Source organism: Iodobacter sp. BJB302, assembly GCF_002735645.1.
Lineage (GTDB): Bacteria > Pseudomonadota > Gammaproteobacteria > Burkholderiales > Chitinibacteraceae > Iodobacter.
Genome location: NZ_PDZG01000027.1, coordinates 22,761 through 47,818, shown reverse-complemented (window position 1 = coordinate 47,818; position 25,058 = coordinate 22,761). Strand labels below are relative to the sequence as shown.

20 protein-coding genes and 1 tRNA gene are annotated in these 25,058 nt (G+C 49.5%); 8 read left to right on the top strand and 13 right to left on the bottom strand.

Translation table 11 applies throughout. The features are described from left to right. Positions 1–13 precede the first annotated feature (13 nt). The 3 genes from CSQ88_RS22970 (at position 14) to CSQ88_RS10525 (ending at position 6,044) form a co-directional block, all read left to right on the top strand. On the top strand, positions 14–1,525 hold the full coding sequence (locus CSQ88_RS22970; protein WP_099398061.1) for a methyl-accepting chemotaxis protein: 1,512 nt from the start codon (positions 14–16) through the stop codon (positions 1,523–1,525). A gap of 247 nt (positions 1,526–1,772) precedes the next feature. After that, positions 1,773–3,974, top strand: a complete 2,202-nt coding sequence (locus CSQ88_RS10530) for a bifunctional (p)ppGpp synthetase/guanosine-3',5'-bis(diphosphate) 3'-pyrophosphohydrolase (RefSeq protein ID WP_099398060.1) — start codon at positions 1,773–1,775, stop codon at positions 3,972–3,974. Positions 3,975–4,157: 183 nt separating this feature from the next. Then, on the top strand, positions 4,158–6,044 hold the full coding sequence (locus CSQ88_RS10525; RefSeq protein ID WP_099398059.1) for a methyl-accepting chemotaxis protein: 1,887 nt from the start codon (positions 4,158–4,160) through the stop codon (positions 6,042–6,044). 106 nt (positions 6,045–6,150) lie between these two features. On the opposite strand, the gene CSQ88_RS10520 is transcribed toward CSQ88_RS10525, so the two are convergent. The 8 genes from CSQ88_RS10520 to putA form a co-directional block, all read right to left on the bottom strand. Continuing rightward, positions 6,151–6,225 (bottom strand) — tRNA-Arg (locus tag CSQ88_RS10520). Positions 6,226–6,369: 144 nt separating this feature from the next. Then, positions 6,370–6,858, bottom strand: coding sequence for a hypothetical protein (locus tag CSQ88_RS10515; RefSeq protein ID WP_099398058.1), 489 nt, complete (start codon positions 6,856–6,858; stop codon positions 6,370–6,372). Positions 6,859–6,963: 105 nt separating this feature from the next. Further along, a complete protein-coding gene (locus CSQ88_RS10510; protein ID WP_218963066.1) occupies positions 6,964–7,506 on the bottom strand; it encodes a DUF1415 domain-containing protein in 543 nt (180 codons plus the stop codon). 5 nt (positions 7,507–7,511) lie between these two features. Continuing rightward, on the bottom strand, positions 7,512–7,820 hold the full coding sequence (locus CSQ88_RS10505) for a nucleotide pyrophosphohydrolase (protein ID WP_099398056.1): 309 nt from the start codon (positions 7,818–7,820) through the stop codon (positions 7,512–7,514). A gap of 66 nt (positions 7,821–7,886) precedes the next feature. Further along, a complete protein-coding gene (locus CSQ88_RS10500) occupies positions 7,887–8,432 on the bottom strand; it encodes a YaeQ family protein (protein ID WP_099398055.1) in 546 nt (181 codons plus the stop codon). A 54-nt stretch (positions 8,433–8,486) separates the two neighbouring features. Continuing rightward, a complete protein-coding gene (locus CSQ88_RS10495; RefSeq protein ID WP_099398054.1) occupies positions 8,487–8,684 on the bottom strand; it encodes a hypothetical protein in 198 nt (65 codons plus the stop codon). A gap of 218 nt (positions 8,685–8,902) precedes the next feature. Further along, complete coding sequence (locus tag CSQ88_RS10490; RefSeq protein ID WP_099398053.1) at positions 8,903–9,538, bottom strand: YceH family protein; 636 nt, start codon at positions 9,536–9,538, stop codon at positions 8,903–8,905. Positions 9,539–9,960: 422 nt separating this feature from the next. Beyond that, positions 9,961–13,845 carry a trifunctional transcriptional regulator/proline dehydrogenase/L-glutamate gamma-semialdehyde dehydrogenase gene (gene putA / locus CSQ88_RS10480; protein WP_099398051.1) on the bottom strand — a complete coding sequence of 1,295 codons (3,885 nt, stop codon included), beginning with the start codon at positions 13,843–13,845 and terminating at the stop codon, positions 9,961–9,963. Positions 13,846–14,066: 221 nt separating this feature from the next. Between putA and CSQ88_RS10475 the strand changes: the two genes are divergently transcribed. Beyond that, positions 14,067–15,698 (top strand): methyl-accepting chemotaxis protein, encoded by a 1,632-nt coding sequence (locus CSQ88_RS10475; protein ID WP_180273626.1) that lies wholly within the window; start codon positions 14,067–14,069, stop codon positions 15,696–15,698. 139 nt (positions 15,699–15,837) lie between these two features. Here the strand turns inward: CSQ88_RS10475 and CSQ88_RS10470 are convergent, their stop codons facing one another. Then, positions 15,838–16,332: a DUF1203 domain-containing protein gene (locus CSQ88_RS10470; RefSeq protein ID WP_099398049.1), complete on the bottom strand. Its 495-nt coding sequence runs from the start codon at positions 16,330–16,332 to the stop codon at positions 15,838–15,840. A 198-nt stretch (positions 16,333–16,530) separates the two neighbouring features. On the opposite strand from CSQ88_RS10470, the gene CSQ88_RS10465 reads away from it, so the two are divergent. After that, positions 16,531–17,088 (top strand): hypothetical protein, encoded by a 558-nt coding sequence (locus CSQ88_RS10465; protein ID WP_099398048.1) that lies wholly within the window; start codon positions 16,531–16,533, stop codon positions 17,086–17,088. A 58-nt stretch (positions 17,089–17,146) separates the two neighbouring features. On the opposite strand, the gene CSQ88_RS10460 is transcribed toward CSQ88_RS10465, so the two are convergent. Continuing rightward, positions 17,147–17,635 carry an SAM-dependent methyltransferase gene (locus tag CSQ88_RS10460; protein WP_099398047.1) on the bottom strand — a complete coding sequence of 163 codons (489 nt, stop codon included), beginning with the start codon at positions 17,633–17,635 and terminating at the stop codon, positions 17,147–17,149. A gap of 127 nt (positions 17,636–17,762) precedes the next feature. Continuing rightward, positions 17,763–18,281 (bottom strand): DinB family protein, encoded by a 519-nt coding sequence (locus tag CSQ88_RS10455; protein ID WP_099398074.1) that lies wholly within the window; start codon positions 18,279–18,281, stop codon positions 17,763–17,765. 278 nt (positions 18,282–18,559) lie between these two features. Here CSQ88_RS10455 and CSQ88_RS10450 point away from each other — a divergent pair, with 278 nt between their 5' ends. The 3 genes from CSQ88_RS10450 (at position 18,560) to CSQ88_RS10440 (ending at position 22,100) form a co-directional block, all read left to right on the top strand. Next, positions 18,560–19,474, top strand: coding sequence for a TraB/GumN family protein (locus CSQ88_RS10450; RefSeq protein ID WP_099398046.1), 915 nt, complete (start codon positions 18,560–18,562; stop codon positions 19,472–19,474). 141 nt (positions 19,475–19,615) lie between these two features. Further along, on the top strand, positions 19,616–20,653 hold the full coding sequence (locus tag CSQ88_RS10445) for an NADP(H)-dependent aldo-keto reductase (protein ID WP_099398045.1): 1,038 nt from the start codon (positions 19,616–19,618) through the stop codon (positions 20,651–20,653). Positions 20,654–20,969: 316 nt separating this feature from the next. Beyond that, on the top strand, positions 20,970–22,100 hold the full coding sequence (locus tag CSQ88_RS10440) for a methyl-accepting chemotaxis protein (RefSeq protein WP_257212555.1): 1,131 nt from the start codon (positions 20,970–20,972) through the stop codon (positions 22,098–22,100). A gap of 78 nt (positions 22,101–22,178) precedes the next feature. On the opposite strand, the gene CSQ88_RS10435 is transcribed toward CSQ88_RS10440, so the two are convergent. Together CSQ88_RS10435 and CSQ88_RS10430 are read right to left on the bottom strand one after the other, a co-directional pair. Continuing rightward, on the bottom strand, positions 22,179–22,784 hold the full coding sequence (locus CSQ88_RS10435) for a peroxiredoxin (protein ID WP_099398043.1): 606 nt from the start codon (positions 22,782–22,784) through the stop codon (positions 22,179–22,181). 184 nt (positions 22,785–22,968) lie between these two features. After that, on the bottom strand, positions 22,969–24,996 hold the full coding sequence (locus CSQ88_RS10430; protein WP_099398042.1) for a methyl-accepting chemotaxis protein: 2,028 nt from the start codon (positions 24,994–24,996) through the stop codon (positions 22,969–22,971). Positions 24,997–25,058: the final 62 nt, after the last annotated feature.

Sequence of the window (25,058 nt, the reverse complement as noted above, 5' to 3'; positions counted from 1 at the left end):
CGAGGGATGATTAATGAGCAAAGCAATAACCGTTCGCAGGCAATTTATCAGCCTGCTTTTGCTTATTATCTTATTGTTGCTTACACAAACAGCCATTATCTGGCGTATTTCTGCTGAAGTACTGATCAATGGGCCACGCTATCAGCGCATTATCACCAGCAAAGATTTAATTGCCGATGTGCTCCCCCCGCCTGCCAATCTGGTAGAAACACATTTACTGGCCCAGCAATTAATTAACAGCAACGACGGCGCTCAGCGCGCCCTGCTGATTCAGGATCTGCAAAAAGCGGTCGCCAATTTTGAAGAGCGGCAAAAATACTGGCAAAACAGCGCATTTCCCGCTTCCATTATCAGCGCCATGCGTGACGCGGCTTATCCCCCGGCCCGGCAATACTTGAGCCTTTTAAATCAGCAGCTGCTGCCCGCAATAGAAAACTATGACAGCCTTTCTTTAAAAGAAACGGCGCTCAAATTACAAGCACTCTATGTCACTCACCGCAAAGCCATCGATGCCGTCGTTCCGCTTGCGCTGGCTTACCAGCAGCAGGAAGAAACAGCCGCCACTGAAACCAGCAAAAAAAGCAGTAAGCTGGCACTGGGCTTGCTAATCATCACCCTGATCATCATTACCTTAATTGTGGCCTCCACCTACCGGAAAGTGATCCGCATATTAGAAGCCGAGCCTGCCATGGCAATTGTGATGACCCACATCGCAGCTGGCAATTTACAAGTCGTTACCGCACTTAATCCACAAGATGCAACGGGCCTGCTGGCAGGCATTAAGGCCATGGGGATGCATTTAAAGCTGGTTATTTCAGAAACTCAAAACTGCGTTGCAACGCTCTCTACCCTCTCTGCTCAGATTAACGCAACCGCACAACAGCTTCGGGACTCCAGTAGTGAGCTGGCAAGCGGCATTGAGGAAAATACCAGCACTTTAAATCTGCTCACCGATACCACACGCCACACGCTTAACAACAGCCAGCAGTCTGTTACGCAATCTAAAGACGCGGTTGCAGCCTCTAAAAATGGCGCACACATCGTGAGAGAAACAGTCAGTGTGATGCGTAAAATCGCAAAAAAAGTCAGTATTGTTGACGACATTGCCTACCAAACTAATTTGCTGGCACTGAATGCCGCAATTGAAGCCGCCAGAGCGGGTGAACACGGCAAAGGATTTGCTGTTGTCGCCACAGAAGTACAAAAGCTGGCGCTCAGAAGCCAGATTGCAGCCTCTGATATTGAAGCGCTGGCAAAAGAAAGTATCGATAAATCAGATGCCGCCATCCAAGCGCTGGATCAGATTGAAAACTCAATTCAGCGTACAGCCGATCTTATCTCGCAAATCTCCGAATCTGCGGCCAAGCAATCCGGTGCAATTGAGCAAATGAGTGAAACCATGAGCCAATTTAACAGCATATCCAGCATCAATGCCGCGCTTGCTGAGGAGTTGGGCGCAACATCCTCTGATATCGGCACTCAAACTCAGCTTGTGCAGGATAAAATTCAATTTTTTAAACTCTGAGCATTCCTTCAATTAAACCCAGGAAAACGGCCAAGCCTTTTTCGGTTTACAGATAATATGCCCTCAACAAAGCGCCGGGCATCAGAACAATACCGGCACATTTAATCTGCGATTTGTTTCTTGTAAGTAAAAAACAGCAGTCTTCTTATATAAAAACAAGAAATTATTTACAATAAACACAGTTCACTCTATGACTAGCCACGCAAAGTAGGCAAAATTAGCTTCTAATTTTTCGTAGTGATTCGATATGGTTGCCGTTACCCGCCCGCTTGCCCAATCTATTGCAGAAGCGGCAGATCCTGATCGCTGGCTCAGTGCCTTAACAGAGCGCTACCCGCCAACAGATATCGTACGCTTACGACAAGCACTGGACTGGGTCTTTGAGCAGTACGGCCAGCGCATTCATACCGATACCGGCAGCTCGCTTTTTCAGCACGCCGTAGCCAGCGCCTCTATCGTGGCGGATTTACGCCTTGATGCCAATTCCGTCATCGCCACCCTTTTATTTGCCCTGCCTACCCAGCTGAATCAGCCTATGGAGCTGATCAATACCCACTTTGGCCCTGATGTCACGCGGCTGCTTGATGGTGCAAGTAAGGTCAGCCAATTACGCAGCCTAGCCCATCCTGCCGGTGGCAAAGCGGCAGATGCCGCACAGCAGATTGAGGCCGTACGCAAAATGCTGATCGCCATGGTGGAAGACATCCGCGCTGTGCTGATCAAGCTGGCCTGGCGTACCCAAACCATGCACGAACTGGCTCAGGCTCCGGACGATGTACGCCGCCGTATTGCCCAGGAAACGCTGGATCTGTTTGCCCCCTTGGCCAATCGCTTAGGCGTATGGCAAATCAAATGGGAGCTGGAAGATCTGGGCTTTCGCTACTTGCACCCCGATACCTATAAAAAAATCGCCAAACTGCTGGATGAGCGCCGGGTTGACCGGGAAAAATTTATTGATGAGGTCTTAAGCACACTCAGAATTGAGCTGAATAACGCGGGTGTAAAAGCCGATCTGATGGGGCGGCCCAAGCATATTTTCAGTATCTGGAAAAAGATGCAGAAAAAGAAGCTCGATTTCTCTGAGCTTTACGATATCCGCGCCGTGCGTATTCTGGTGCCTGATTTAAAAGACTGCTATACCGCGCTTGGTATTGTGCATAACCTCTGGCAGCCTATTCCAGGCGAGTTTGACGATTATATTGCCCACCCCAAAGGCAATTTTTATCGCAGCCTGCACACCGCTGTGATCGGTGAAAATGATAAAGCGGTTGAAGTGCAGATCCGCACTATAGAAATGCACGAACACGCCGAATACGGCGTGGCCGCGCACTGGCGCTATAAAGAAGGCGGCCAGGGCGATGCACGCTACGAAGAAAAAATTGCCTGGCTGCGCCAGCTCCTGGACTGGCGTGAAGATATGGCCAGCGAAACGCAATTTGCCGAGACCTTCAAAGCCGAGCTGTTTGACGACACTATTTATATACTCACCCCGGCAGGACGCGTGATCACCCTACCCAAGGGCAGCACGCCGGTCGATTTTGCCTACCACGTACACACCGATCTTGGGCATCGCTGCCGTGGTGCAAAAGTAAACGGCCAGATTGTGCCGCTTTACACCGCACTGGAGAACGGCCAGCGGGTAGAAATACTATCAGCCAAAGAAGGCGGCCCAAGCCTTGACTGGCTGCATCAAGGCTATGTAAAGAGCCACCGTGCCGCCAGCAAAATTCGCCACTGGATACGCCAGCAGCACCAGGATATCGCCATTGAAGCAGGCCGCTCAATTTACGATAAAGAAGCCGCACGCTGCGCAGCCAGAGATGCCAATCAGGACAATATCGCCGTTAAATTAGGCTGCAAGCATATCGAAGAGCTGTTTGCGGCGCTTGGCCAAGGCGAGATTTCTCAGCGTGAGCTTAATCAGGCCTTCAGAGAAAGCCTTGCCCCCATCGAGCCCATCTCTGAGCAGCCTAACGACTTTATCAAAGCAGCAAGAGCAAATGGCAATGGCGAGGGCATTCTGATTGAGGGCGTAGATAAGCTAATGACCCTGCTGGCCAAATGCTGCAAACCCGTGCCGCCTGATCATGTCATGGGTTTTGTAACTAAAGGCCGGGGCATCTCTATTCACCGTAGTGATTGCAGCACATTAAAACGCCTGGCCAGCGCCGCGCCAGAGCGTTTAATTAATGCTGACTGGGGAATACAGCGCGGCCATGTATTTGCCACAGATTTATTAGTTGAAGCGCATAACCGCGGAACTTTACTGCGCGATTTAAGCGACATCATGGCAAGAGAGCGAATCAATGTGACTGCCGTGAATACGCAAAACAAAGATCAGCGGGTATTAATGAGATTTACTTTGGAAATCCGGGATGCAGAACAATTACAAAGAATCTTAATTAAATTGCAAGATGTGAATGAAGTGATTCGCGTTATACGCGGGTAATACCTTAGATCAGCAAAGACTAATTAATCCTGGCACTTACTCTTTTATATGCAATACTTACCATGTAAATACCTAAAGCAGGGCTTGCTTTTTTATTGCGGATCAGGATGGGACGCAATTCAATCGCTGTCGCCTTTTGCTATTTCTGTATAAATCATGTTATTTGCATAAAAGAGCCCGATCATGAACCAATCGCTTAAAGTAAAACTGATCGCATTTATTTCGCTACTCACGCTTATTTCTGGCACCATACTTACGTATGGCAGCTATTTGAAAATGCGGCACGAAATGATTAATGTCAGTTTGCATAATGAAATAATCGGGATTAGCACAGGCTATAATGTCGTGCTGCGTAATTGGGTAGAAGAAAAACAAAATATAGTTTCAGGCCTCGCAGATGCACTATCAAAAGCCACAGATCCGGTGCCGGCTTTATATCAAACCGAAAAAAGTGCTAAATTTGATTTAGCCTATGTCGGCACTCCAGATAAAAAATTCATCAGCGGCCATGCCGTCAATATGCCTGCTGATTTTGATCCGACATCAAGGCCTTGGTATAAGCAAGCGATGGCGGCAGGAAAAACGATTCTCACCCCGCCTTATATCGATGCAGAAAGCAAACAGCTTATTTTATCTTTTGCATCCCCGGTAAAAGGCGATGCCGGGTTTAAAGGCGTTGCTGCAGTGGATATATCCCTTGCAGGGGTGGTAAAAGATGTTTTAAATATAAAACTCACAGGTAATGGCTATGCTGTGCTTGCTGATAAAACCGGGCTAATTCTGGCCCATGCAGACAAAGATAAACTAAACAAACCCACCACTGAAATTTCCAGTGATCTTAACAGTGGCAATATGGCCACGATTGCCAATAGCCGTGAGCTGGCAGAAATCAGCATTGGTAGCGAAGATAAATACGTATTTGTTCAGCCTGTTGAGGGAACGGATATAGACCTTATCCTTGTCATTGATAAACACACCATTCTGGAGCCGCTGAATCAACTAGTGTGGCAAGCCATTGCTGCTTTAGTCATCCTCTTAATCATTGTCATCCCTGTTGCCGGCTTTCTGATCAGCAAAATGCTCAAGAGTCTGGATAAAGTCCGCATTGCCATGCAGGAAATTGCCCAGGGCGGAGGTGATTTAACGAGCAAAATAGAAATTGAAGGCAGCGATGAAATCGCAGCTACCGCACAAGCCTTTAATCGCTTTACCGAACAATTACGCACCATGTTTGTCGATATTCGCAAGGAAACAGTTAATTTAACCACGGGTATTGGTTCTATTAATTCGGTATTGAATGATCTGGCAAATGACTCACAGAGGCTTTCCGATTTGTCGGCCTCCAACGCCGCAACAATTGAAGAAATCACCGTCAGCATTTCGCATATTGCAGACAATTCCAGAGATGCCAATCAATTGGTCACCAGTACTGGTGCTTTATCAGGGCAATCGGCCTCTACAGTAAAAGAAGTCGCAAATGAAGTAGGCAAATCGGCCAGAGAAGTTGGTGATTTATCCAGCCTGCTCGACAGGCTTAATCAAAGAGCTCAGGATATCAGCGGCATTATTCGGGTCATTAAAGAAATTGCCGACCAAACCAATTTGCTTGCTCTTAATGCGGCAATCGAAGCAGCAAGGGCTGGCGAGCAAGGACGCGGCTTTGCGGTTGTGGCAGATGAAGTACGAAAACTCGCGGAACGCACCTCTTCGGCCACCATTGAAATTACCGGCATGATTGACGGAATTCGGGGTGAGACAGGCATTGCAGTTAATAATATGCAAACCACCATTACCGCAGTGCAAAGCGGCGTGAACTTGTCCGAAGAAGCCGCAGCCAAAATTGGCACGATTCGCGAAAACATGGATGAAGTGATGGCCAAGATTGGTGAAATTGCCCACGCTACGCTGGAGCAACAAAACGCCACCACCGCCATGGCGCAAAGCGCAGAAAATATCACCAATCAAATGCAGCAGTCTGATTCTAATCTGCAGCAAGCCACCAAAACCGTGCATGATTTAAACGAGCTGGCCGCCTACCTGACCGAGCAGTTTGGCCGCTTCAAGCTTTAAGCCCTGAGCCATCAGCAGCCCTTAACGAGGCTGTTGATGGCGGCAAGGCATAGCCCAAACGCCGCCCACAAAAAAACCCGCGTAAAGCGGGTTGATGTGTTTGCGCTGGTATCCCCGACAGGAATCGAACCTGTATCTAGCGCTTAGGAGGCACTTGTACTATCCGTTGTACTACGAGGACCATGATTGCTGCAGCGGGCGTATTATACCTGTCATCTGACAGGAGTAAATGCTTATGCAAAATTTACCCGGTACAGAGGCCGCGACACAGAGATCAGAAAACATAAACGCTGCGGCCGTTATCGCTTACTACCTTTAAGCAAACTTACATTTGAATACTTAGATTATCTGTCAGCGGCTTTAAATCATCCGGCAACCGGATAGCCTCACCCGGTGTTGAAAGAACCTCCAGTTTTCCATTGCTAATCAGCTCCACTTCCAGCTTTCTGTTTTCAATATCAATCAACAGATAGGCCTGCCCCTTGCTTTCATCCTGCATACTGCCCGTGATATAAAGCACTTTATCCTGCAATACAGGGCTGCATTTTTCCATATATTGTTTAAACACATTGAGCTGCGGGCCAAGCAAGAGGCGCAGCGCGTGCTTCAGAGGCGGTCTTTCCCACAAATTGATATCCTGCGGATTCTGGCCGATAAACTGCAAAAGGCTGTCCCACTCTGCCTGATTTTTCTTAAAAAACAGATCAGGCGTACTGGCTTCGTTCCTAGCAAGCGCTTTTGCAGGCGGCGTACTTTTTTCCTGGCAAGCACTCAGTAAAATGGCCACGATCAAAATGGCAAAACGGGGCAGCATAAATCATCCTTGGCAATCAATCCTTATTAGGATGACCCACAGCGCCAAAGTTCATTTAATCTTTAATGTAAATGCTGCGTATTTGCTCCATATCTGCCTCAGCCCCTACATCCAGAGCTTTTTCCAACCCTCATGCCCCATGCTGCGCAGAGTGGCAATATTACGATCAACAATAACATCCGCATCTGGAAAAGCCTCAACCGCCTTAGAGATACTGTCTTCACGCAGTAAGTGCAAAGTAGGATAGGGACTGCGATTAGTGTAATTGGCGATATCATCCGGCTGGCTACCTTCAAACTGGTACTGCGGATGAAAACTGGCGATTTGAAAAATGCCATCCAGATTTAACTCTTCAAGCACTGAATCTGCAATTTCAAGAAAATCGTTATAAGCCAGAAAATCCCCCAGTACATAGGGATGAATCAGCAGCGTCATTTCAATTTTTGCCGGATCTGTTTCTGCCAGCAGCTCCAGCTCTTTAATTAATGTCTCAATCAGCACATCAATATTACGAGCATCACTTACTGCATAGCGAAGCTGCTTTTTAACATGCACCGCTTTAGCAAAGGGGCAAAGATTTAAACCAATCACGGCTTTTTCCAGCCAGCGCTCGGTATCCTGAATAATTTGATCGTTGGATAGATTCATCATATTTACAAAGGTGGATATTTAACGGCATTTAAAACCATTTTTGCCCGAATGGCGCGTTCTAAATCTACATTCAGCACATCGGCCAGCCTGATCATATAAAGCAATACATCGGCCATTTCCTGCTCTACCGCTTCACGCTTAGCTGCATCTAATTGCTGAGATTCCTCTGGTGTTGCCCATTGAAAGTGTTCTACTAACTCGGCCATTTCTACCGACATCGCCATGCATAAATTTTTAGGCGTGTGATAACGCTCCCAATCGCGCGCTTGTGCAAACTGGCGGACATCGAGCATAAGCTGGTTTAAATCCATAAATGGCGGCTCTTATTGAGATGTGATCATCAATGGCGCGTGGGTATAAAACTGCCTCACCCAGCCTTATTTAAATGCTTTTAAAATAGTGAAATGTGTTTCAATTGACTGGCTGTTATCTGCCAGCCAAACCTGACCATCCTGAATCGTGCATTGCAATTGCATATTGCGATTAGCCAAGGTGGCTAATGTTTGGGTCATTTCTACCGGCACATTAATCACTTGCAGATTATCCAAACGCTCTAATTTGCTGGCGATGCCTTTCCACCAAACATCCGCACTATTGCCGCTATAAGTAAACACCGCTACTTTTTGCGCTTTACCACAGGCTTGGCGAATTCGCTTTTCATCCGGCTGGCCTAATTCAATCCACAATTCAATTGCACCAGTAAAATCTTTTTGCCAGATATCCGGCTCATCGGTATCGCTTAAGCCTTTAGTAAACGCAAGCGTTTCGCTGGCATGCAAAGCAAAGGCTAAAAGACGCACCATCATGCGTTCATCATTTTCAGAAGGATGACGGGCAATCACTAAAGAATGGGTAGCGTAGTAATGACGATCCATATCTGCAATTTGCAGATCAGATTTAAAAATAGTTGCCTTCAGGGCCATAGCGGATCACGAGAAAAATAAAATAAGCCCGCATCTTACCCTAAATGTGAAAGCTCAATCCGCCCTGCACTGCCTGGGGTTTTTAGCATGCTCAGCCAAATGCAGCATCTTGTGATGCACATCGGTCAGACTTTCCAGACAGGCACTGCGAAGCAGCTCCAGCTCGCCATGGCGGGTCACACGGAAAAGGCCGTATTCCATTGCTTCGGGTTCACTGACCGGCCAGATAGGGTGGATAACAAAAGTGCTCATGATAAACATCCTGATGATCAAGCGTTATCAAAAGACTATGCAAGCATCGTGCCAAAGTTCCGAAAGCTTGCAAGCCGCATAGCCAGATCATCGGCAGCATATAAGAAGACTTTAATACCCCTGCCAGGCGGCATTCTTTGCCGCATGGCAAGCCAGCATGGGCCTGACGTTTGATTAAAGGCTGATCGCAATTGCCAGTCAAACATCAGCAACGCCTGTTATTCCACGCCTAATTCAGCGCAAATTCTGGCCACTTTTTCTTTTAATTCAAAGAGTTCGATTTCTAAAAGATCCACTTTAGCCTGCAAGGCTGAATCGGCACTGCCTTTGGCACTTGGCGCAGCCTCAATGATCACCGGCTCGCCGGATAATAAATGCGCCCAGCGGCACTCTCTTGCCCCTGGCTGGCGAGGCAGTTTTACGACTAAAGCCCCGCTGCTACGGGATGCAAGCTCTTCTAAAAAAGCTTCTACCGCTGAAATATCCGAAAACTTATGCAAACGCTCACACGCCAGACGCAGCTCGCCTGCTGTTTGCGGGCCACGCAACATCAGCACCGTTAAAATGGCTACCGATTGCGAGGGCACTTGAAACACGGCGGCAAAGCACTGCGAATAACGCGCAATACGCCCGCCCAAGTGCGAAGACTCAACCAGTTTCAGCTCTTTTAAGTGCACCAACGCCTCATCCGCTTCGGTGTCATTAATTGACATGACAGGATCACGGCTGGATTTCTGATTACAACCTGAAACAAGGGAATTTAAAGATAAAGGATAGGTATCAGGAACAGTAATTTGCTTTTCGATTAACACACCCAGAATACGGGTTTCAAGCAGGGAAAGGAGGAAAGTCATAGATCACCGGCAGATCAGGCAGATGGGTTTATTATGCGCTTAAATGATGCGAAGCTTACTAAATTCAATTGCAAAAATGTATGGAATGAAGCCCGGGAGCTTCACCCCATACATGCTAACCGAAATCAAAAAGACCTTTTTAGTGCCTTCGGCACATTGATTTTGCTGCGGGATTCCCGCTGGACCTTCCTTTCTTGCGCGGCCAAGAAACGAAGCCAAGCCACAGCCTCAAAACACGAAATCTCCTCGCTGCGGACAGTGGCGTTGTGTCAACTCGCTTCGTTCAAACACGAATTGACGACGCCCCCCTTGTTCGGAGCGAAGCGTGTTTTCAGGGGGGTAAAAGCCCTGTGCCATGAGTGTGGTCATTACGTTTTTTCATTGTTTGCTGAAGCAAACTACTTAATACACACAACTCCCCCTTAACTAATACTCATCAAACTGGCATTACCGCCTGCGGCTGCGGTATTTACACTGATAGAGCGCTCAGCCAGAAGACGGGCCAGATCGAAGTCTTCGCCAGCAGCAAGGGCTTCGCTGGATAAGCCTTGTACTTGCAGGATAGGCCCGGCGATTTCTGCAACCTGGCGGTTGACCTCAGCAAGCGCATCACTGTCGCCTTCAAACAAGACGGCTCCAACCACGCCCACTTCGGCAATCGAAGCCTTCATGAAGACGCCGCCAGACAACGCTTTGGGCAGGCCTTCAACCATCGTTTTTACCGCAGGATGCGCAATAAACACGGCAGGATTACCACTTGCTAAAGCCGCAGCAAATTGCGCTTTTGCGCCAAGCTCAGTTGCGGCAATACACAGCACCGGGCCACGCGGATGCAGCAGGTAACGGTTGCGCTCGCCGGTAGGACCTGGCAAATCGATATTTGCACCTAAGCCAGATCCGGCCAGATAGCGGCTGCAACGTGCAGCTGCATCGTCTTCCTGACGAGATTGCAAATAATCGTGATAAGCCAGCAGCGGAGCAAGCGCCGCCTGATCCCCTGGCAGGGTTTGCGCCGGGCGGCGGGAAAGAAGGCGTGGCAGATACAGCGGGCCACCGGCCTTAGGGCCTGTCCCGGATAAACCTTCACCACCAAAAGGTTGCACCCCAACCACGGCACCGATCACATTGCGGTTTACATAGATATTCCCCGCCTGCACTTTTTCCACCACATGGGCGATGGTTTCGTCGATACGGGTATGCACACCAAAAGTCAGGCCAAAGCCGGTGCCATTGATATCATCAATCAGCTGATCCAGCGCTTCACGGCGATAGCGAATCACATGCAGTACCGGGCCGAAGACTTCTTGCTTCAGCTCAGACAGGCTATTGATTTCGATCAGCGTTGGCGCAATAAAGGTGCCCTGCTGGCAGACCGCAGGCAGCGGCAGCTCTGACACCTCAGCACCACGGCTCTTGAATGCGGCGATATGGCTGGCGATATTTTGCTGCGCTTCAAGATCAATCACCGGGCCTACATCCACGGACAGAGAATCCGGCTTGCCAATATTCAGCTCCTGCATAGCGCCTTTCAGCATATGCAAGATGTGATCCGCAGCTTCTTCCTGCAAGCACAGCACGCGCAGCGCCGAGCAGCGCTGGCCGGCCGAATCAAAGGCCGACATCAGTACATCACCCACCACCTGCTCTGCCAGTGCCGATGAATCGACAATCATGCAGTTCTGCCCGCCTGTTTCGGCAATCAGCGGAATAGTACGGCCATCTTTATCAAGACGTTTAGCCAGATTGCTGGCGATTAAACGCGCCACCTGGGTAGAGCCGGTAAACATCACACCACTGCAGCGCGCATCGTTAATTAAGGCGCTGCCTACGGTTTCACCACGGCCAGGCAAGAGTTGCACCGCACCGGCAGGCACACCGGCCGCGCGCAGGATACGTACTGCTTCGGCGGCGATCAGCGGGGTTTGCTCGGCAGGCTTAGCCAGCACCGGGTTACCCGCAGCCAAAGCTGCGGCTACCTGGCCAATAAAGATGGCCAGCGGGAAATTCCACGGGCTGATACAAACCACAGGGCCAAGCGGACGATGGCTGTCGTTGGCAAAATCCTGCTCAATCTGCACGGCGTAATAGCGTAAGAAATCCACCGCTTCGCGCACTTCAGCAATCGCATTGGGCAGCGATTTACCTGCTTCACGCACAATCAGGCCCAGGAGCGGCTGCATGCCGGATTCAAGCAATTGCGCGGCGCGGTTCAGGCAGGCTGCACGCTCTGCAACCGCTGTTGCCTGCCAGATCGGGCCGATATTTGCGGCATGCATAAAGGCCTCTGCCACCTCAGCCACATCGGCTTCGATCACATGGCCAACCACATCCTGATGATCGGCCGGGTTTTTAACTGCCTGCTTACGGGAAGCATCCAGCTCGCCTGTCATGCCCAGCATCGGGGCAGCCAGCCATTCGGTATTGGCACCAGCCAGCAGAGCCGCAGAGAGTGAAGCCAGGCGATGCTCATTGGATAAATCCAAACCGCTGGAATTTAAGCGATTTGCACCGAATAAGAGTCGTGGCAAAGGGATTTTATCGTGCGGAGCAAAGTGCGGCACCACCGCAAGAGCCTGAGCAATCGGATCAACAATCAATTCTTCGATGGCCACATTTTCGTCGGCAATACGATTTACAAACGAGCTGTTAGCACCGTTCTCCAAGAGGCGGCGCACCAGATAGGCCAGCAGCGTTTCATGGCTACCCACAGGCGCATACACGCGGCAAGGACGGCCCAGTTTTTCACGCGCAGTGACTTCCTCGTATAAAGGCTCGCCCATGCCGTGCAGGCACTGGAATTCATACTGGCCAGGATAATAATTTTGCCCGGCAAGGTGATAAATCGCAGAAAGCGTTTGCGCATTATGCGTGGCAAACTGCGGGTAGACCGCATCGGGCGTAGCCAGCAGTTTTTTAGCGCAGGCAAGGTAAGCCACATCGGTATAAACCTTACGGGTGTATACCGGATAATCTTCCAGGCCATCCAATTGCGCACGCTTGATTTCGCTATCCCAGTACGCGCCTTTTACCAGACGGATCATCAGGCGATGGCCACTGCGGCGGGCCAGATCAATCACATAATCAATCACATGCGGCGCACGTTTTTGGTAAGCCTGGATCACAAAACCAATCCCGTTCCAGCCTGTCAGCTTTTCGTCAAAGCACATGGCTTCCAGTAAATCGAGCGAGATTTCTAAGCGATCTGCTTCTTCGGCATCAATATTTAAACCAATATCATAGCTGCGGGCGAGGCGGGCAAGCGCAATCACACTAGGCAATAATTCTGCGGTAACACGGTCTTGCTGCGCGCGTGAATAACGCGGGTGCAGGGCAGAAAGCTTGATCGAAATCCCCGGGCCTTCGTAAATACCGCGCCCGGCTGATGCCTTACCAATGGCATGAATCGCCTGCTCGTAAGCGGCGTAATAACGCTTAGCGTCTTCGGCTGTGGTAGCCGCTTCACCCAGCATATCGTAAGAATATCTGAAGCCGCGTGCTTCAAATTTGCGGCTGTTGGCCAGCGCTTCGGCGATGGTTTCGCCGGTTACAAACTGCTCGCCCATCAGGCGCATTGCCATATCCACGCCCTTGCGGATCAATGGCTCACCACCCTTACCAATCATGCGGGTCAGCGCGGCAGACAAGCCTGCCTCGCTATTGGTGGCAACCAGCTTGCCTGTCAGCATCAGCCCCCAGCTGGCGGCATTCACAAACAGCGATGGCGATTGCCCCAGATGAGCATGCCAATCGCCCTTGCTGACTTTATCGCGGATCAATACATCACGCGTGGCGCGATCAGGAATACGCAGCAAGGCTTCGGCTAGGCACATCAGCGCCACGCCTTCCTGGCTGGATAAAGAGAACTCGTGAATCAGGCCTTCAACGCCGCCGCCGGTACGCTTGGCGCGTAATGCCGCCACCAATTTATGCGCCAGCGCCTGAGTTTGCCCGGCCATTTGCTCTGTTGGCATTTTGGCTTGCTCAACCAGCACCGGCAGGCATTCAGCTTCCGGGCGGCGATATGCCGAGGTAATGGCAGAGCGCAAAACACTTTGCACCGCAATGCTCTGGGCCAGCTCCAGAAAAGGAAGATTGCTTTCAACACCTTCGGCATCATCCAGCACGGGCAGCGCTTCGCCATCCTGCGCCAGCTCCAGCGGACGGGCCCCCTGCTCTACCTGTTGCAAATAAGCAAAAATCGATTGCTTAATCAGCCAATGAGGCGTCCTGTCTAATTGCTGGGCCGCAGTTTTAATCCGCGCCCGCAAATCATCGTCTACCTTTATACCTAGAGTTGTGCTGGCCATTTTTCGCATTCTGTTTGATCAAGATGGCATATTATAAGTTGAGTTGCACCTTAAAATGTCAGGACTATCCCTAGGGTTGCACCCAATCGGTTGCACCATTTAAAAATAAGGAGCACCTTTCACACTGTGCCATAGATTCTTCAATCTGATTGAGTCATTTGTAATACCATCCGCCAAATTAAAAGAAGCAAAATAAACAAGCTGGATAGAGGAAAATGCAAATGTTTTACACACTCAAAAACAAAATTCAGGCCGTCATGATTATCTTAACGACAATCACTGTCGCGCTCTTTACCTACTTCAGCTATCAACAAGCACGCAGCCATGCACTACAAGCCATCGATGGCCAGCTTACCGCCGCAGCCACTGGCTACCGCTATGTATTAGGCGAGGGTTTTCATTCAGAGCTAAAACCTCGCGAGCAAGCCGATCTGCACCAGATGCGCCAGCTTTCAGAGCGGCTTACCCGCTACAGCAAAGAGCTGGGCCTGCCGTTTATTTATGGCTATATCCAGCGGGATAACAAAACCTATTACGTGCTCTCGTCCTTATCACCGGAAGAAGAAAACAAACCCGATGCCGAGGTTTACCTCACCCCATCAGATTCAACCAGCAAGCAATTACAAGCCGCCATCAGCAGCAAACAGCGAACGTTTGATGAATACGACAGCAAATTTGGCAGCTTTCGCACCATTTTTCTGCCCTTCACCAATAGCAAAGGTGAAACCATTGTTGCCGCGGCCGATGCCAATTTATCTTCAGTGAAAGAAACCCTGAACAGCATTTTGCTTAAATCGGTTATTTTAGGCGTGGTTGCCATTTTGCTCTCCACACTGGCATCGCTGTGGCTGGCCAATTTAGTCACCCGGCCGCTTAATCGCTTAAAAATTGCGATGCAAAACTTAAGCAGCGGCAACGCCGATCTGACCGTACGCTTAGACAGCAGCAGCCGCGATGAAACGGCCCAAATTGCCAGCGCATTTAATCAATTTTTGAGCGATTTACATAAAATCATTGCTCAGGTTCGCACTCAGGCCGGCAAGCTCACTGGTGGCGTGGCCGATATCGAACAAATGGCGCAAAAACTATCGCAAGAATCGCATAAACAAGCCGATATGGCCTCAGCATCTGCCGCCAATATTGAAGAAGTCACCGTTAGTATTGCTCATATTGCTGACAGCACCCAGCAGGTTGAAGACACCGTGCGTGAAGCCGATTCAGGCGCCAGCGCCAGTGCCGAAGCGGTGAACACCATGCGGGACGACACCAATAAAATGGCCGAAACAGTTGGTGAACTCAGCAGCACCATGCACGAGCTGTCGCAGCAATCGCAGCAAATCAGCCTGATCACTGTCACCATTAAAGACATCGCCGGCCAAACCAATTTACTGGCACTGAACGCCGCCATTGAAGCCGCTCGTGCGGGCGAAACGGGCCGAGGCTTTGCGGTAGTGGCCGATGAAGTGCGAAAGCTCGCAGAGCGCACCGCCCGCGCCACCGAAGAAATCGAGCACATGCTGGGATCGATCAGTGAGAAAACCGAACACGCCGTAGGCAAAATGCAAGCCACCAAAGAGATGGTAAGCGGCAATCAGGAACTCGCCCAGGTCATCGCCGAACGCATCGGCAATATGCAAACAGAAATGCAATCGGTATCGGGCAAAATCTTCGAAATATCCACCGCCACCCGCGAGCAATCGATGGCCACAGAACAAATCGCCCAAGTAGCCGAAAAGATCAACCATCAGGTTACAGAAACCGACATCGCACTGAAAAACACCCGTGTCACCCTGACAGATTTGTCTGAATTGGCAGCAAATTTACAAGGGATAGTGGAGCGATTTAAGCTGTAAGCACTTGCCTGATATGTGGTCCCGGCAAAACGTCGCCATTCCCACATTCCTTTATCGGGGGCCCGGCTGAACACCCGGCCCCCCGATAAAAACGCTCTGGCCTGACAGATTTTTTTGCTGGTTGCCGATAGAAAATCGCTTAACTCATCTGGAGTAAACGCTCCTGCACCCTCTCCACTTTACAGGCATAACAACCATAGCCCGCATAATGTAAGTGCAGATAAGCAATGCTTTGCACTTGCAATAGCTGTTGTAAACGCAAAGCCAGCTGAGCGCCTTCCACCACCTCTGCCGTTTTAATCATTCCTTCAGCATCGTAAGCACGCACCGACATCTGCCTTGACTCCATTTCCTCAGGCAATTGGTTCATTGCCAGAGCAGCAGCTTCGCTCTTTTCGCGTACAAAAATGGGCCCGCTTGCCTGATAAGGTGAGTCCACTTGGTGATGCTTAAAGGGCAGTAATATTAAGCCCTCCCCCACAGCAGCATCGCGCAGGCTTACCCGGCAAGGGTAACCCAGGGGTTTATCGGCGATGACGCGCCTTGCGCCATGGCTGGCGAGCTGAGCATCATCCATTGTAAAAAACGGCTGAAACAGCTCTCTTGCCAGTGCCTGAACCTGGAAATTTATCATTTCTGCTCCTCATAAAATCAAGCACAAAGCATACAAAGCCCAAACAGAGCGAGCGACCCGTTTCTTGCTCTTCTACTAAAAATACAGCAGCTTAAAGTAAGCGTGCTTTGTACACACTTACGTCTTTTTTCTAAACCTTCTAAAAACTGTAATACCCCGCTGGTATTCTGGCTGCCATATGACATTGGGGAGTTATCCATGAGTATTTCAAGTGAGCTGCTTGATCGCATTTATGTCAAAACGCCCCGGGGTCAAAAAGAGATTGCTGAGCGCAGCTCGGGCCTTCCGGCCAGACAGCGCCGTTTGCTGATCTTAATTGACGGCACAAAATCCAGCAGCGAGCTGGCCGTGCTGTTGGCTGAATTTGAGCTTTCAGCAAGGCTGGAAGAATTGCTCGGCCTTGGTTTTATTCAACTAAAAGACCCTGCCCCGCCTGAAAAATTAAATATCAAACCAGCAGAAGTGCCTGTGGCAAAAGCCACCGCACCTGTTGCCACTCTGGCGCCCGCCCCGGGCAATACGCTCAGCATCGACCCTCTTTTGCTTGAGCAGGCCAAAAAGCTGATGGTAGAAAGCGCCGGGCATTGCCTCGGTATTATGGCCAGATCCTTAATTGAAGAAATACAGCAATGCAATGAAAGTAACTGCAAAGTAGTTATTGCCCGCTGGAATATGGCCCTGCGCCAGTCCAGCAAAGCACGCACCCATGCTGATCAGTATGTGGATGCGGTAAAGACTTTAATTGGGATAGATTAAGCCAAGCACGAAGCGTGAAACACAGAGTATTGCAGAGAACTATTGGGCTAATGAAGCTTTAGCCCAAACTACCTTGAGGGTCTTTCTTCAGCCAATACGCCCGCATAAGTTCATGCGACCAGACAGGCTGGAGCACTTCTTTGCGGGGCAAAAACTCAATCATAACGGGCTTGATATCGAGCACCGGCGTGCCATTAATTGCGTCAAGCTCAGTAACAATCAGCCTTGTCCCTTCCACACGCACAAGAGGGCAAATCGTGCTGCCAATGCGATTGGGGCGATTTTTACCTCGCTGGGCAAAGATGCCCACGGCAGGCCATTCCTTATTATTTCTTGGGTGACGGGCGCCAAAAACGATTTTAGACGGCTCCACTTCGTGAAAAAGAAATAACACCTCAATATGTGAGAAGTCTGCCAGGCCCTGTAACGCTTCGGCAGTAAAGGGCTCAAGCAGCGAGATGCAAGACTCTTCCCCTCCCCAAAAATCGTCTTCAGCATGGGGGCGCACTGCTTCAACGATACCGACTGCTTCTACTAGCTGTTTCATGCCGCTCTGCCTTCTGTAAGGTGTAAGCGGCAAGCACCAGAGCCAAAAGAATGCGTTGATTTGCAATCTGTTGTTGTCGCTGATGAATGTGAACCCTGCCGCTCATATTTAGCAAAATCTTTTCCGCTTACGAATTTTCAAGCCTATCCCGCCGCCAAGGCTCAACTTGGTGCAGATAACGGGTAAAGGTATCTTTAGGGCGCTCAAGTCCCTGAGCCGCCAAAACCCGGGCGGCCATGCCCCGATGGTTGCTGCCATGGGTTAACAGGTGCAGCAGAATTTCCTCAACAGAAAGCTGCCCCTGATCCCCATCTGTAAATTGAAAGCAAATCTGTCTGCCCAGCTCATTCTGGCTAACCGCTTCTGTAAACCCCACCAGCCAGGCATCATTTTGCTGCATCCGCTCTTTTAGCTCAGAAAGTGAAGGCGTTTCAGGGGTATTGTTATTGGTATACAGCTCTGGGCTGCCCGATATGCGGCTAATAAAAAGACTGTCCACCACGGTAGTGTGATTCAGGATACGGGCAAAGAAAATGGAATCATCATCCGATAGCAAATGAAGCTGCTGCTCACCGCAGGAAAGAAGCTCAGCATTTGCCCATGCCTTGTACTTGAACGCTTTTAGTAAAGTATTATTTGCTTGCATGCTTACCCTAATGTGATGACAACGGTGGCAGCCTTCAGCCAGTGCAAAACAAATCCATGCACAATGACTTTCTGTGAGCTGAATGATTTCATGCTGTGAAACAACTGTCAGCATACCAAAAGAATAATGACAAAAAAATAGCGATCAGCCTTTCTGAATGTAATCAATTTACCCCTGGTAAAGCTAAAGAAATCGCAGGACTCTGCGCTTCACTAAGGCATCTGTCGCCGCTTCGCTTTATACTGGCAATCCAAACATAAAAATTGCTGGAGACTTGGATGCTTGCTCGATTTCGCCCTCTGATTATTGCCGTCACCGTCGCCTCAACCCTGCTTGCTCCCCTCTCCCATGCTGCCGTCAGTAAAGCGGCTTCAGCCAGCAATAAAGTAGAAAACAGCAACAGCCTGCTGTGGAAAATCGAGAAAAAAGGAACACCCGCTTCATGGCTTTACGGCACCGCCCATGTGGGCGATCCGCGCGTGACTCAGCTGAGCCCTAAAACCGAAGCGGCTTTTGAGACTTCCAAAAAAGTGGTGACAGAAATTCGCCTCGATTTTGGCATGATGATGGAAATGGGTAAGCGCATGCTGACGCCAGAGCCATCGCTTGCGCAAATTATCGATAAAGAACATTACCAGAAGCTTTTACCCGCGCTTGAAGCGCGCGGCTATCCGGAAGTCGCTACCGCCAAGCTAAGGCCATGGGGCGCTGCCATGCTGCTGATGACGCCGGTACGCCAGCCGGGGCAGATGCCGCTTGATCTTTTATTCGCCAAAATGGCAATTGAAGGACAAAAGGATTATTCAGGCTTGGAAACGCTGGATGAGCAGCTGAGCCTTTTTGAAACGATTCCGGAAAACAGACAAATCGAGCTGCTTTACGCCGTGCTGGATCAGCAGGCCGAGCTTGAAAAAAGCTATCAGAAGATTCTGGATTTATATCTAAAGCAAGATATCAATGGCCTTGCTGAGTATGCCGCACAAGACGATTTTAAAATGGTAGATCAGGCGTGGCTCAGCCAATGGCGGAATCAATTACTCGAAGCCCGCAACCCGCGCATGGCCGAGCGTCTTGGTGACAAGCTAAAAGAAGGCAATGCCTTTATTGCCGTAGGTGCCCTGCATCTGCCAGGCAAAACCGGCCTGATTCAAAGCCTGCGTGATCAAGGCTACCGGGTAAGCCCGGTGAAGTAAGCTGTACACCAGCCTGCCGCACGATAAGTATCTGCACATTTCATGGCGCTGAAGGGGTGCCATGACTTGTGCCAATGCTTACACTCCCGCAGATCAGACACTCAGCACAGTGCACCGCAAACGCCTTACGAGACCAGCCCGATGAAATATCACCTTTTACCCAAAACCGATTTAAATATCTCTGCCCTCTGCCTTGGCACCATGACCTTTGGCGAGCAAAACAGCGAAGCCGATGCGCATGAGCAGCTGGATTATGCCATTGAGGCAGGGATCAACTTTATTGATACGGCCGAAATGTACCCCGTACCAGGTAAGCCCGAGACTCAGGGCTTAACTGAAAGCTATGTAGGCAGCTGGCTGGCTAAGCAAAGCCGCGACAAGATTATTCTGGCCAGCAAGATTTCCGGCCCTAATCGCGGTATGGAGTGGATACGCGGCGGGCCACAATTAAACCGGGAGCAGATTCATGCAGCCTGCGATGCCAGCTTAAAACGCCTGCAAACTGATTACATCGATCTTTACCAATTGCACTGGCCTGCCCGCCATGTGCCGATGTTTGGCCAAAGCTATTACGACCCAAAGCAAGAGCCTGCCCATACGCCGGATTTTGCCGAGCAGCTTTCGGCACTTAATGAGCTGGTACAGGCCGGTAAAGTGCGCCATATCGGGCTGTCGAATGAAACCCCGTGGGGCGTGATGGAGGCCTGCCACGTAGCACAAACACAGTCTTTGCCGCGTATTGCCACCATTCAGAATGTATTTAATTTAATTAACCGCAATTTCGAAAATGGCCTGGTTGAAACCTGCCATCGTCAGGATGTGGGCCTTCTGGCCTATAGCCCGCTGGCGTTTGGTTTGCTTTCAGGTAAGTATTTTGACACCCCGCAGGCAGCTGGCCGGATGACGCGCTTTAGCAATTTTGGTGCACGTTATTTAAAACCAGCAGTACCTGGCGCAATTGAAGCCTATGTAAAGCTCGCCCGCGAGCATGGCTTATCGCCTGCACAAATGGCGCTGGCATGGGTCAGCAGCCGCTGGTATGTGGCCAGCAATATTATTGGCGCCACCACCATGGCCCAGCTGAAAGAAAACATCGGCAGCCTCGATGTAGTGATTACGCCAGAATTAGATGCAGCAATTGAAGCGATTCATAAAAAAAGCCCTAATCCTGCAAATTAAACACATTAATTCTTTAGTTTACTGTCAGAAAAATTGGGCCTATTGCCAGCCATATCCGCAACAGGCCCAATTTACTTAGCAAAATTTTAATCTCTGCTGTATCAAAACGCTAATGATTTCCAACCCTCGCGTCTATTTCAGAAACTACCCAGCCTTAAATAAGATCTTTTAAATCATCATTCTGAAAAAACAGACCATTCATCCAGATATAACCGCCCCCGGCACATTTGAATTAACAGCAATTGATTTTAATCAAAACCACTCTATAAAGATGACAAGCATCTGCTTTCAATCTGTCTCTCAAGAGGGTCATCTTATGTTTGGTTTTACTCAAAAAACAGAAACAAAAAACACAGCAGATGTGCAACTCGATACGATGAAAGCAATTCTTGATCATGTGGATAATATGATCTTGCTCTGCGATACCAGCCATGAAAACAATGTGTTTTATGTTAATCAAACTGCCAAAGCCGTTTTTGAAAAATATCGTCAGGAAATGACGCAAGTTTTACGGGGGGCAGATCCATCCACGGCACATGGTGGCTCTATTCACCGCTTTCACCATAATCCGGAACGGGTCAGGCGTATTTTGCAAGACTTGGGCAGCGGAGCAAAAAATGCAACCCACGTAGCTGATATTCCTTTAGGCAGCATTACTTTGCGTACCAAGGCCTACCCCATCTGGGATGCGGCCGACCCAAGCAAAGTGAAATGCTACCTAGCCTGCTGGGAAGATATCACCAGCAAAGTAAAACACGAAGAGCTGCAAAAAAACGTTGCCAGTAAGGCTGATGAGCTGCATGAGCAGGTTTCTTATATTGCCGCCACAATGGAAGAAGTCAGCACCAGTATTGATGAAGTGGCCCATACCACGGCCGAAGCCAGTACCCGTGGCAATAGCGCATTTGAAAGCGCGAATGAAGGGCAAGTCGTAGTGGAAGGAGCCGTACGCGGCATGCGCGATGTGGCCACCTTAGTTCGCACCACCGCCGGTGTGATTGGTCAGCTCAATACCCAATCCGATAAAATTGGTGTGATTGTAGGCGTGATTAAAGATATCGCCGATCAGACCAATTTACTTGCGCTGAACGCCGCCATTGAGGCCGCAAGAGCAGGCGATACAGGCCGGGGCTTTGCGGTAGTTGCCGATGAAGTGCGAAAATTATCCGAGCGCACAGCCAAAGCCACCGCCGAAATTGGTGAGCTGATTCGCTCTATTCAAATTGAAATCGAGCGTGCAGTAGGCACCATGAATTCGGGAGAAAAAGATGTGACAACGGGCGAAGAAAAAGCCATAAGCGCAGAAAAAGCCTTAGTCCGGATCGTGCAGGATGTAGGTGCGATGCGTAATCTGATCGGTGAAATTTCCAGTGCCTCCGAGCAGCAAGCCAGCTCGGTGAGGGATATTGCCCAGCGGCTGGAAGTCATTACTTCACAACAGCCATAAGCTTCAAAAAAAAATCCCCCGCAGGCGTTCAAGCCTGCGGGGGATTTTTCTAGACTAAATAACAAAACTTTTTAGTTATTACAGATCTTTAGCATTTTTAGCCAGGTAGTCAGCAACGCCGGCAGCATCTGCCTTCATCCCTGCTTTACCTTTGTTCCAGCCAGCCGGGCAAACTTCACCGTGCTCTTCTGTGAATTGTAGTGCATCAACCACGCGCAGCATTTCGCTGATATCACGGCCCAGTGGCAGATTGTTTACTACCTGGTGTTGAACAACGCCTGATTTATCGATCAGGAAAGAGCCGCGCAGTGCCACGCCTGCATCCGCTAATTCAACATCAAATGCTTGGCAAATTTCGTGCTTGATATCGGCAACCAAGGTGTAACCAACCTGGCCAATACCGCCTTTTTCTACCGGAGTGTTACGCCATGCAGCGTGAGTAAACTGGCTGTCGATCGACACGCCGATTACTTCTACATTACGTGCTTTGAATTCTTCCAGACGGTGATCAAAAGCGATCAGCTCGGATGGGCAAACGAAAGTGAAATCGAGTGGATAGAAGAACACCACGGCGTATTTACCAGCGGTTGCTGCCTTAAAGTTGTAGCTTTCTGTGATCTCGCCATTACCGAGAACGGCTGCTGCGGTGAAATCTGGTGCGCTTTTACCAACGAGTACGGCCATGCTGATGCTCCTAATTGTTTTAAAAAATTAAACCCGCTGTATTCTGGGGTAATTAGTCGGACTCTGTCCAATCAACAAAGTTCATCTTCATCATAGCTTTTCTCAATGAAGCATTTATGAATACGCCAGAACCGGCATGCTTCTTTTGAGCAAAAAAACATGATGATGAAAGCGTATAATCCACTTAAACCTTAAAGCGATCCACTGCTTTTTGTAAATCAGAAGAAAGATCGCTTAAGTTTCTGGCTGCATCACGCACCTGCTGCAATGCCTGGTTATTATCGTGCACCATAGTGTTGATTTTATCCACATTGTGCGAGATATCCTCGGTGGCCTTGGATTGCAGCGCCGTTGTTTTGGCAATGTGATGAACGCTTTCCGACATTTTATTTGTGCCCGCAGTGATTTCAGCAATCTGATCTGCCGCCTCCCTGGATAACTCAACACCTTCTTCCACCTGCTGCAAAGCCAGCTCCATGCCCTGCGCCGCCTGCATCGTTTCATCCTGAATCAGCGTAATCATTTTGCCGATATCCAGCGTGGCATTGCTGGTGTTCTCTGCCAGCTTTCTGACTTCATCGGCCACCACGGCAAAGCCACGGCCCTGCTCTCCTGCTCTGGCAGCTTCAATGGCTGCATTTAAAGCCAGTAAATTGGTTTGATCTGCTATGCCACGAATCACTCCAACCACATTTGAAATCTCTGTTGAGCGCGCTCTTAAACCATTCATCAACACGGATTGCGCCTTCACTACGGCCTCAATTTTAGCGATTTCACCCGAGGTGGCCCGCACACCAAATTCGGCCTGGCGCGCATTGGTTTCAGCAACGTGGCTCATGGTTTCTGTGGCAAGGGCATTTTCGGCAATTAAATTAATCCCTACTGAAACTTCTTCAATCGCGCCTGCCGTTTGCTCTGCCGCCTGAGCCTGCATTGTTGAGCCCTGTGCTACCGTATCCGCGTGGCCGGCCAGCTGGGCAATTTGTGCGTTCAGCTCTTTAACTTGCAGCTTCACCATGCTGATCATGTCGGCCAAAGACGCTACAAACAGATTAAAGGCCTGCGAAGTACGGCCTATTTCATCGCCGCTGCTGACCTCCAGGCGATGGCTTAAATCAGCATCCCCTGCCGACAATTGCATCATGGCCTGATTTAACCGCAAAATAGGCTGAGTTAAATAGCTGAGCGTGGCAGACAGAATAAGCGACAATAAAATTAAACCCAGCCCGCCAATTAAAAATGACATTCGCAATAAGCGATCAGAGCGCGCATAAAACTCGGAAATGGGCACATTAATTACGAGGCTCCAGACTGTGCCGCTTTTTCCCATTTTAATTGGCATAAAAAAGCGAATAAACCCGCCATTTTCAATATGCAAAGATTTACCCGTCTGAACTTCTGCCAATACATTGGCAGGTATTTCACTGCTATTAACAGGCTTGGCTAATAGCGCAGAATCCGGGTGGCTGCCATAAAGGCCCCCCGCACTGATTAAGCTGATAAAACCGCTTTCAAACACTTTGACCTGACTCAGTGTTTTTTGTAAATCACCCATGGGAATATCGCTGCCCGCCACCCCTAAAAACTGGCCCTGATACTGCAAAGGCAAAGCAAATGACATCATTAAGACTTTGGTATCACTATCCACATAGGGCTCTATAACTGTTTGCCTGCCAGAAGCTTTAGGCGCGGTGTAATAGGCGCCGCCGTAATAAGCCTCTTCCCATTTGCGGATAGCCGCCTCATCCATTCCCTCGCTGTAGGCGTATTCCATCAGCTCTGTTTTTTCGCCCTTGCGTAAAGCCCATGGTGCATAAGCCCCGGAAGGATAAGCTGTTTTATCTTTAGTAAATTCGGCATCTTTGCCATCAAATTTACCATGCTCATAAATCAGCCACAGATCATACAGATCGGCATTGTCTTTTAATGCCTGCAGCAGCAGGCTGTTGGTTTGATTACGCTGCAACAGGCCATGCTGCTTGCTGCTTTCCAATCCGCTGACCAGTGTCTGCAAGGGCCCCAGTGGTTTTTCCAGCTCGGTTTGCGCAAATAAGGCATAGCGCTTTGCCATATTCTCTGCGCTGCTCAAGGACTCGGCACTCATTTCCTGCCGCGTATTCCAGGCCAGCACAAACAGCATCGATCCTAAAATAACAAGTAAAGAGCCCAGCACTGTCAGCATTATTTTGGCTCGAAAACCAAGCTTTTCCATGGGCGTCACCCTTTAAAAAGGAGAAGGATTGAGACGTAAGAGTAGCCGCATTTAATCCCGGA

Bases quoted from the DNA above. Each gene is read 5' to 3' on its own strand.
- CSQ88_RS22970 (WP_099398061.1), top strand. From the start codon at position 14: ATGAGCAAAGCAATAACCGTTCGCAGGCAATTTATCAGCCTGCTTTTG.
- CSQ88_RS10530 (WP_099398060.1), top strand. From the start codon at position 1,773: ATGGTTGCCGTTACCCGCCCGCTTGCCCAATCTATTGCAGAAGCGGCA.
- CSQ88_RS10525 (WP_099398059.1), top strand. From the start codon at position 4,158: ATGAACCAATCGCTTAAAGTAAAACTGATCGCATTTATTTCGCTACTC.
- CSQ88_RS10515 (WP_099398058.1), bottom strand. From the start codon at position 6,858: ATGCTGCCCCGTTTTGCCATTTTGATCGTGGCCATTTTACTGAGTGCT.
- CSQ88_RS10510 (WP_218963066.1), bottom strand. From the start codon at position 7,506: ATGAATCTATCCAACGATCAAATTATTCAGGATACCGAGCGCTGGCTG.
- CSQ88_RS10505 (WP_099398056.1), bottom strand. From the start codon at position 7,820: ATGGATTTAAACCAGCTTATGCTCGATGTCCGCCAGTTTGCACAAGCG.
- CSQ88_RS10500 (WP_099398055.1), bottom strand. From the start codon at position 8,432: ATGGCCCTGAAGGCAACTATTTTTAAATCTGATCTGCAAATTGCAGAT.
- CSQ88_RS10495 (WP_099398054.1), bottom strand. From the start codon at position 8,684: ATGAGCACTTTTGTTATCCACCCTATCTGGCCGGTCAGTGAACCCGAA.
- CSQ88_RS10490 (WP_099398053.1), bottom strand. From the start codon at position 9,538: ATGACTTTCCTCCTTTCCCTGCTTGAAACCCGTATTCTGGGTGTGTTA.
- putA (WP_099398051.1), bottom strand. From the start codon at position 13,845: ATGGCCAGCACAACTCTAGGTATAAAGGTAGACGATGATTTGCGGGCG.
- CSQ88_RS10475 (WP_180273626.1), top strand. From the start codon at position 14,067: ATGTTTTACACACTCAAAAACAAAATTCAGGCCGTCATGATTATCTTA.
- CSQ88_RS10470 (WP_099398049.1), bottom strand. From the start codon at position 16,332: ATGATAAATTTCCAGGTTCAGGCACTGGCAAGAGAGCTGTTTCAGCCG.
- CSQ88_RS10465 (WP_099398048.1), top strand. From the start codon at position 16,531: ATGAGTATTTCAAGTGAGCTGCTTGATCGCATTTATGTCAAAACGCCC.
- CSQ88_RS10460 (WP_099398047.1), bottom strand. From the start codon at position 17,635: ATGAAACAGCTAGTAGAAGCAGTCGGTATCGTTGAAGCAGTGCGCCCC.
- CSQ88_RS10455 (WP_099398074.1), bottom strand. From the start codon at position 18,281: ATGCAAGCAAATAATACTTTACTAAAAGCGTTCAAGTACAAGGCATGG.
- CSQ88_RS10450 (WP_099398046.1), top strand. From the start codon at position 18,560: ATGCTTGCTCGATTTCGCCCTCTGATTATTGCCGTCACCGTCGCCTCA.
- CSQ88_RS10445 (WP_099398045.1), top strand. From the start codon at position 19,616: ATGAAATATCACCTTTTACCCAAAACCGATTTAAATATCTCTGCCCTC.
- CSQ88_RS10440 (WP_257212555.1), top strand. From the start codon at position 20,970: ATGTTTGGTTTTACTCAAAAAACAGAAACAAAAAACACAGCAGATGTG.
- CSQ88_RS10435 (WP_099398043.1), bottom strand. From the start codon at position 22,784: ATGGCCGTACTCGTTGGTAAAAGCGCACCAGATTTCACCGCAGCAGCC.
- CSQ88_RS10430 (WP_099398042.1), bottom strand. From the start codon at position 24,996: ATGGAAAAGCTTGGTTTTCGAGCCAAAATAATGCTGACAGTGCTGGGC.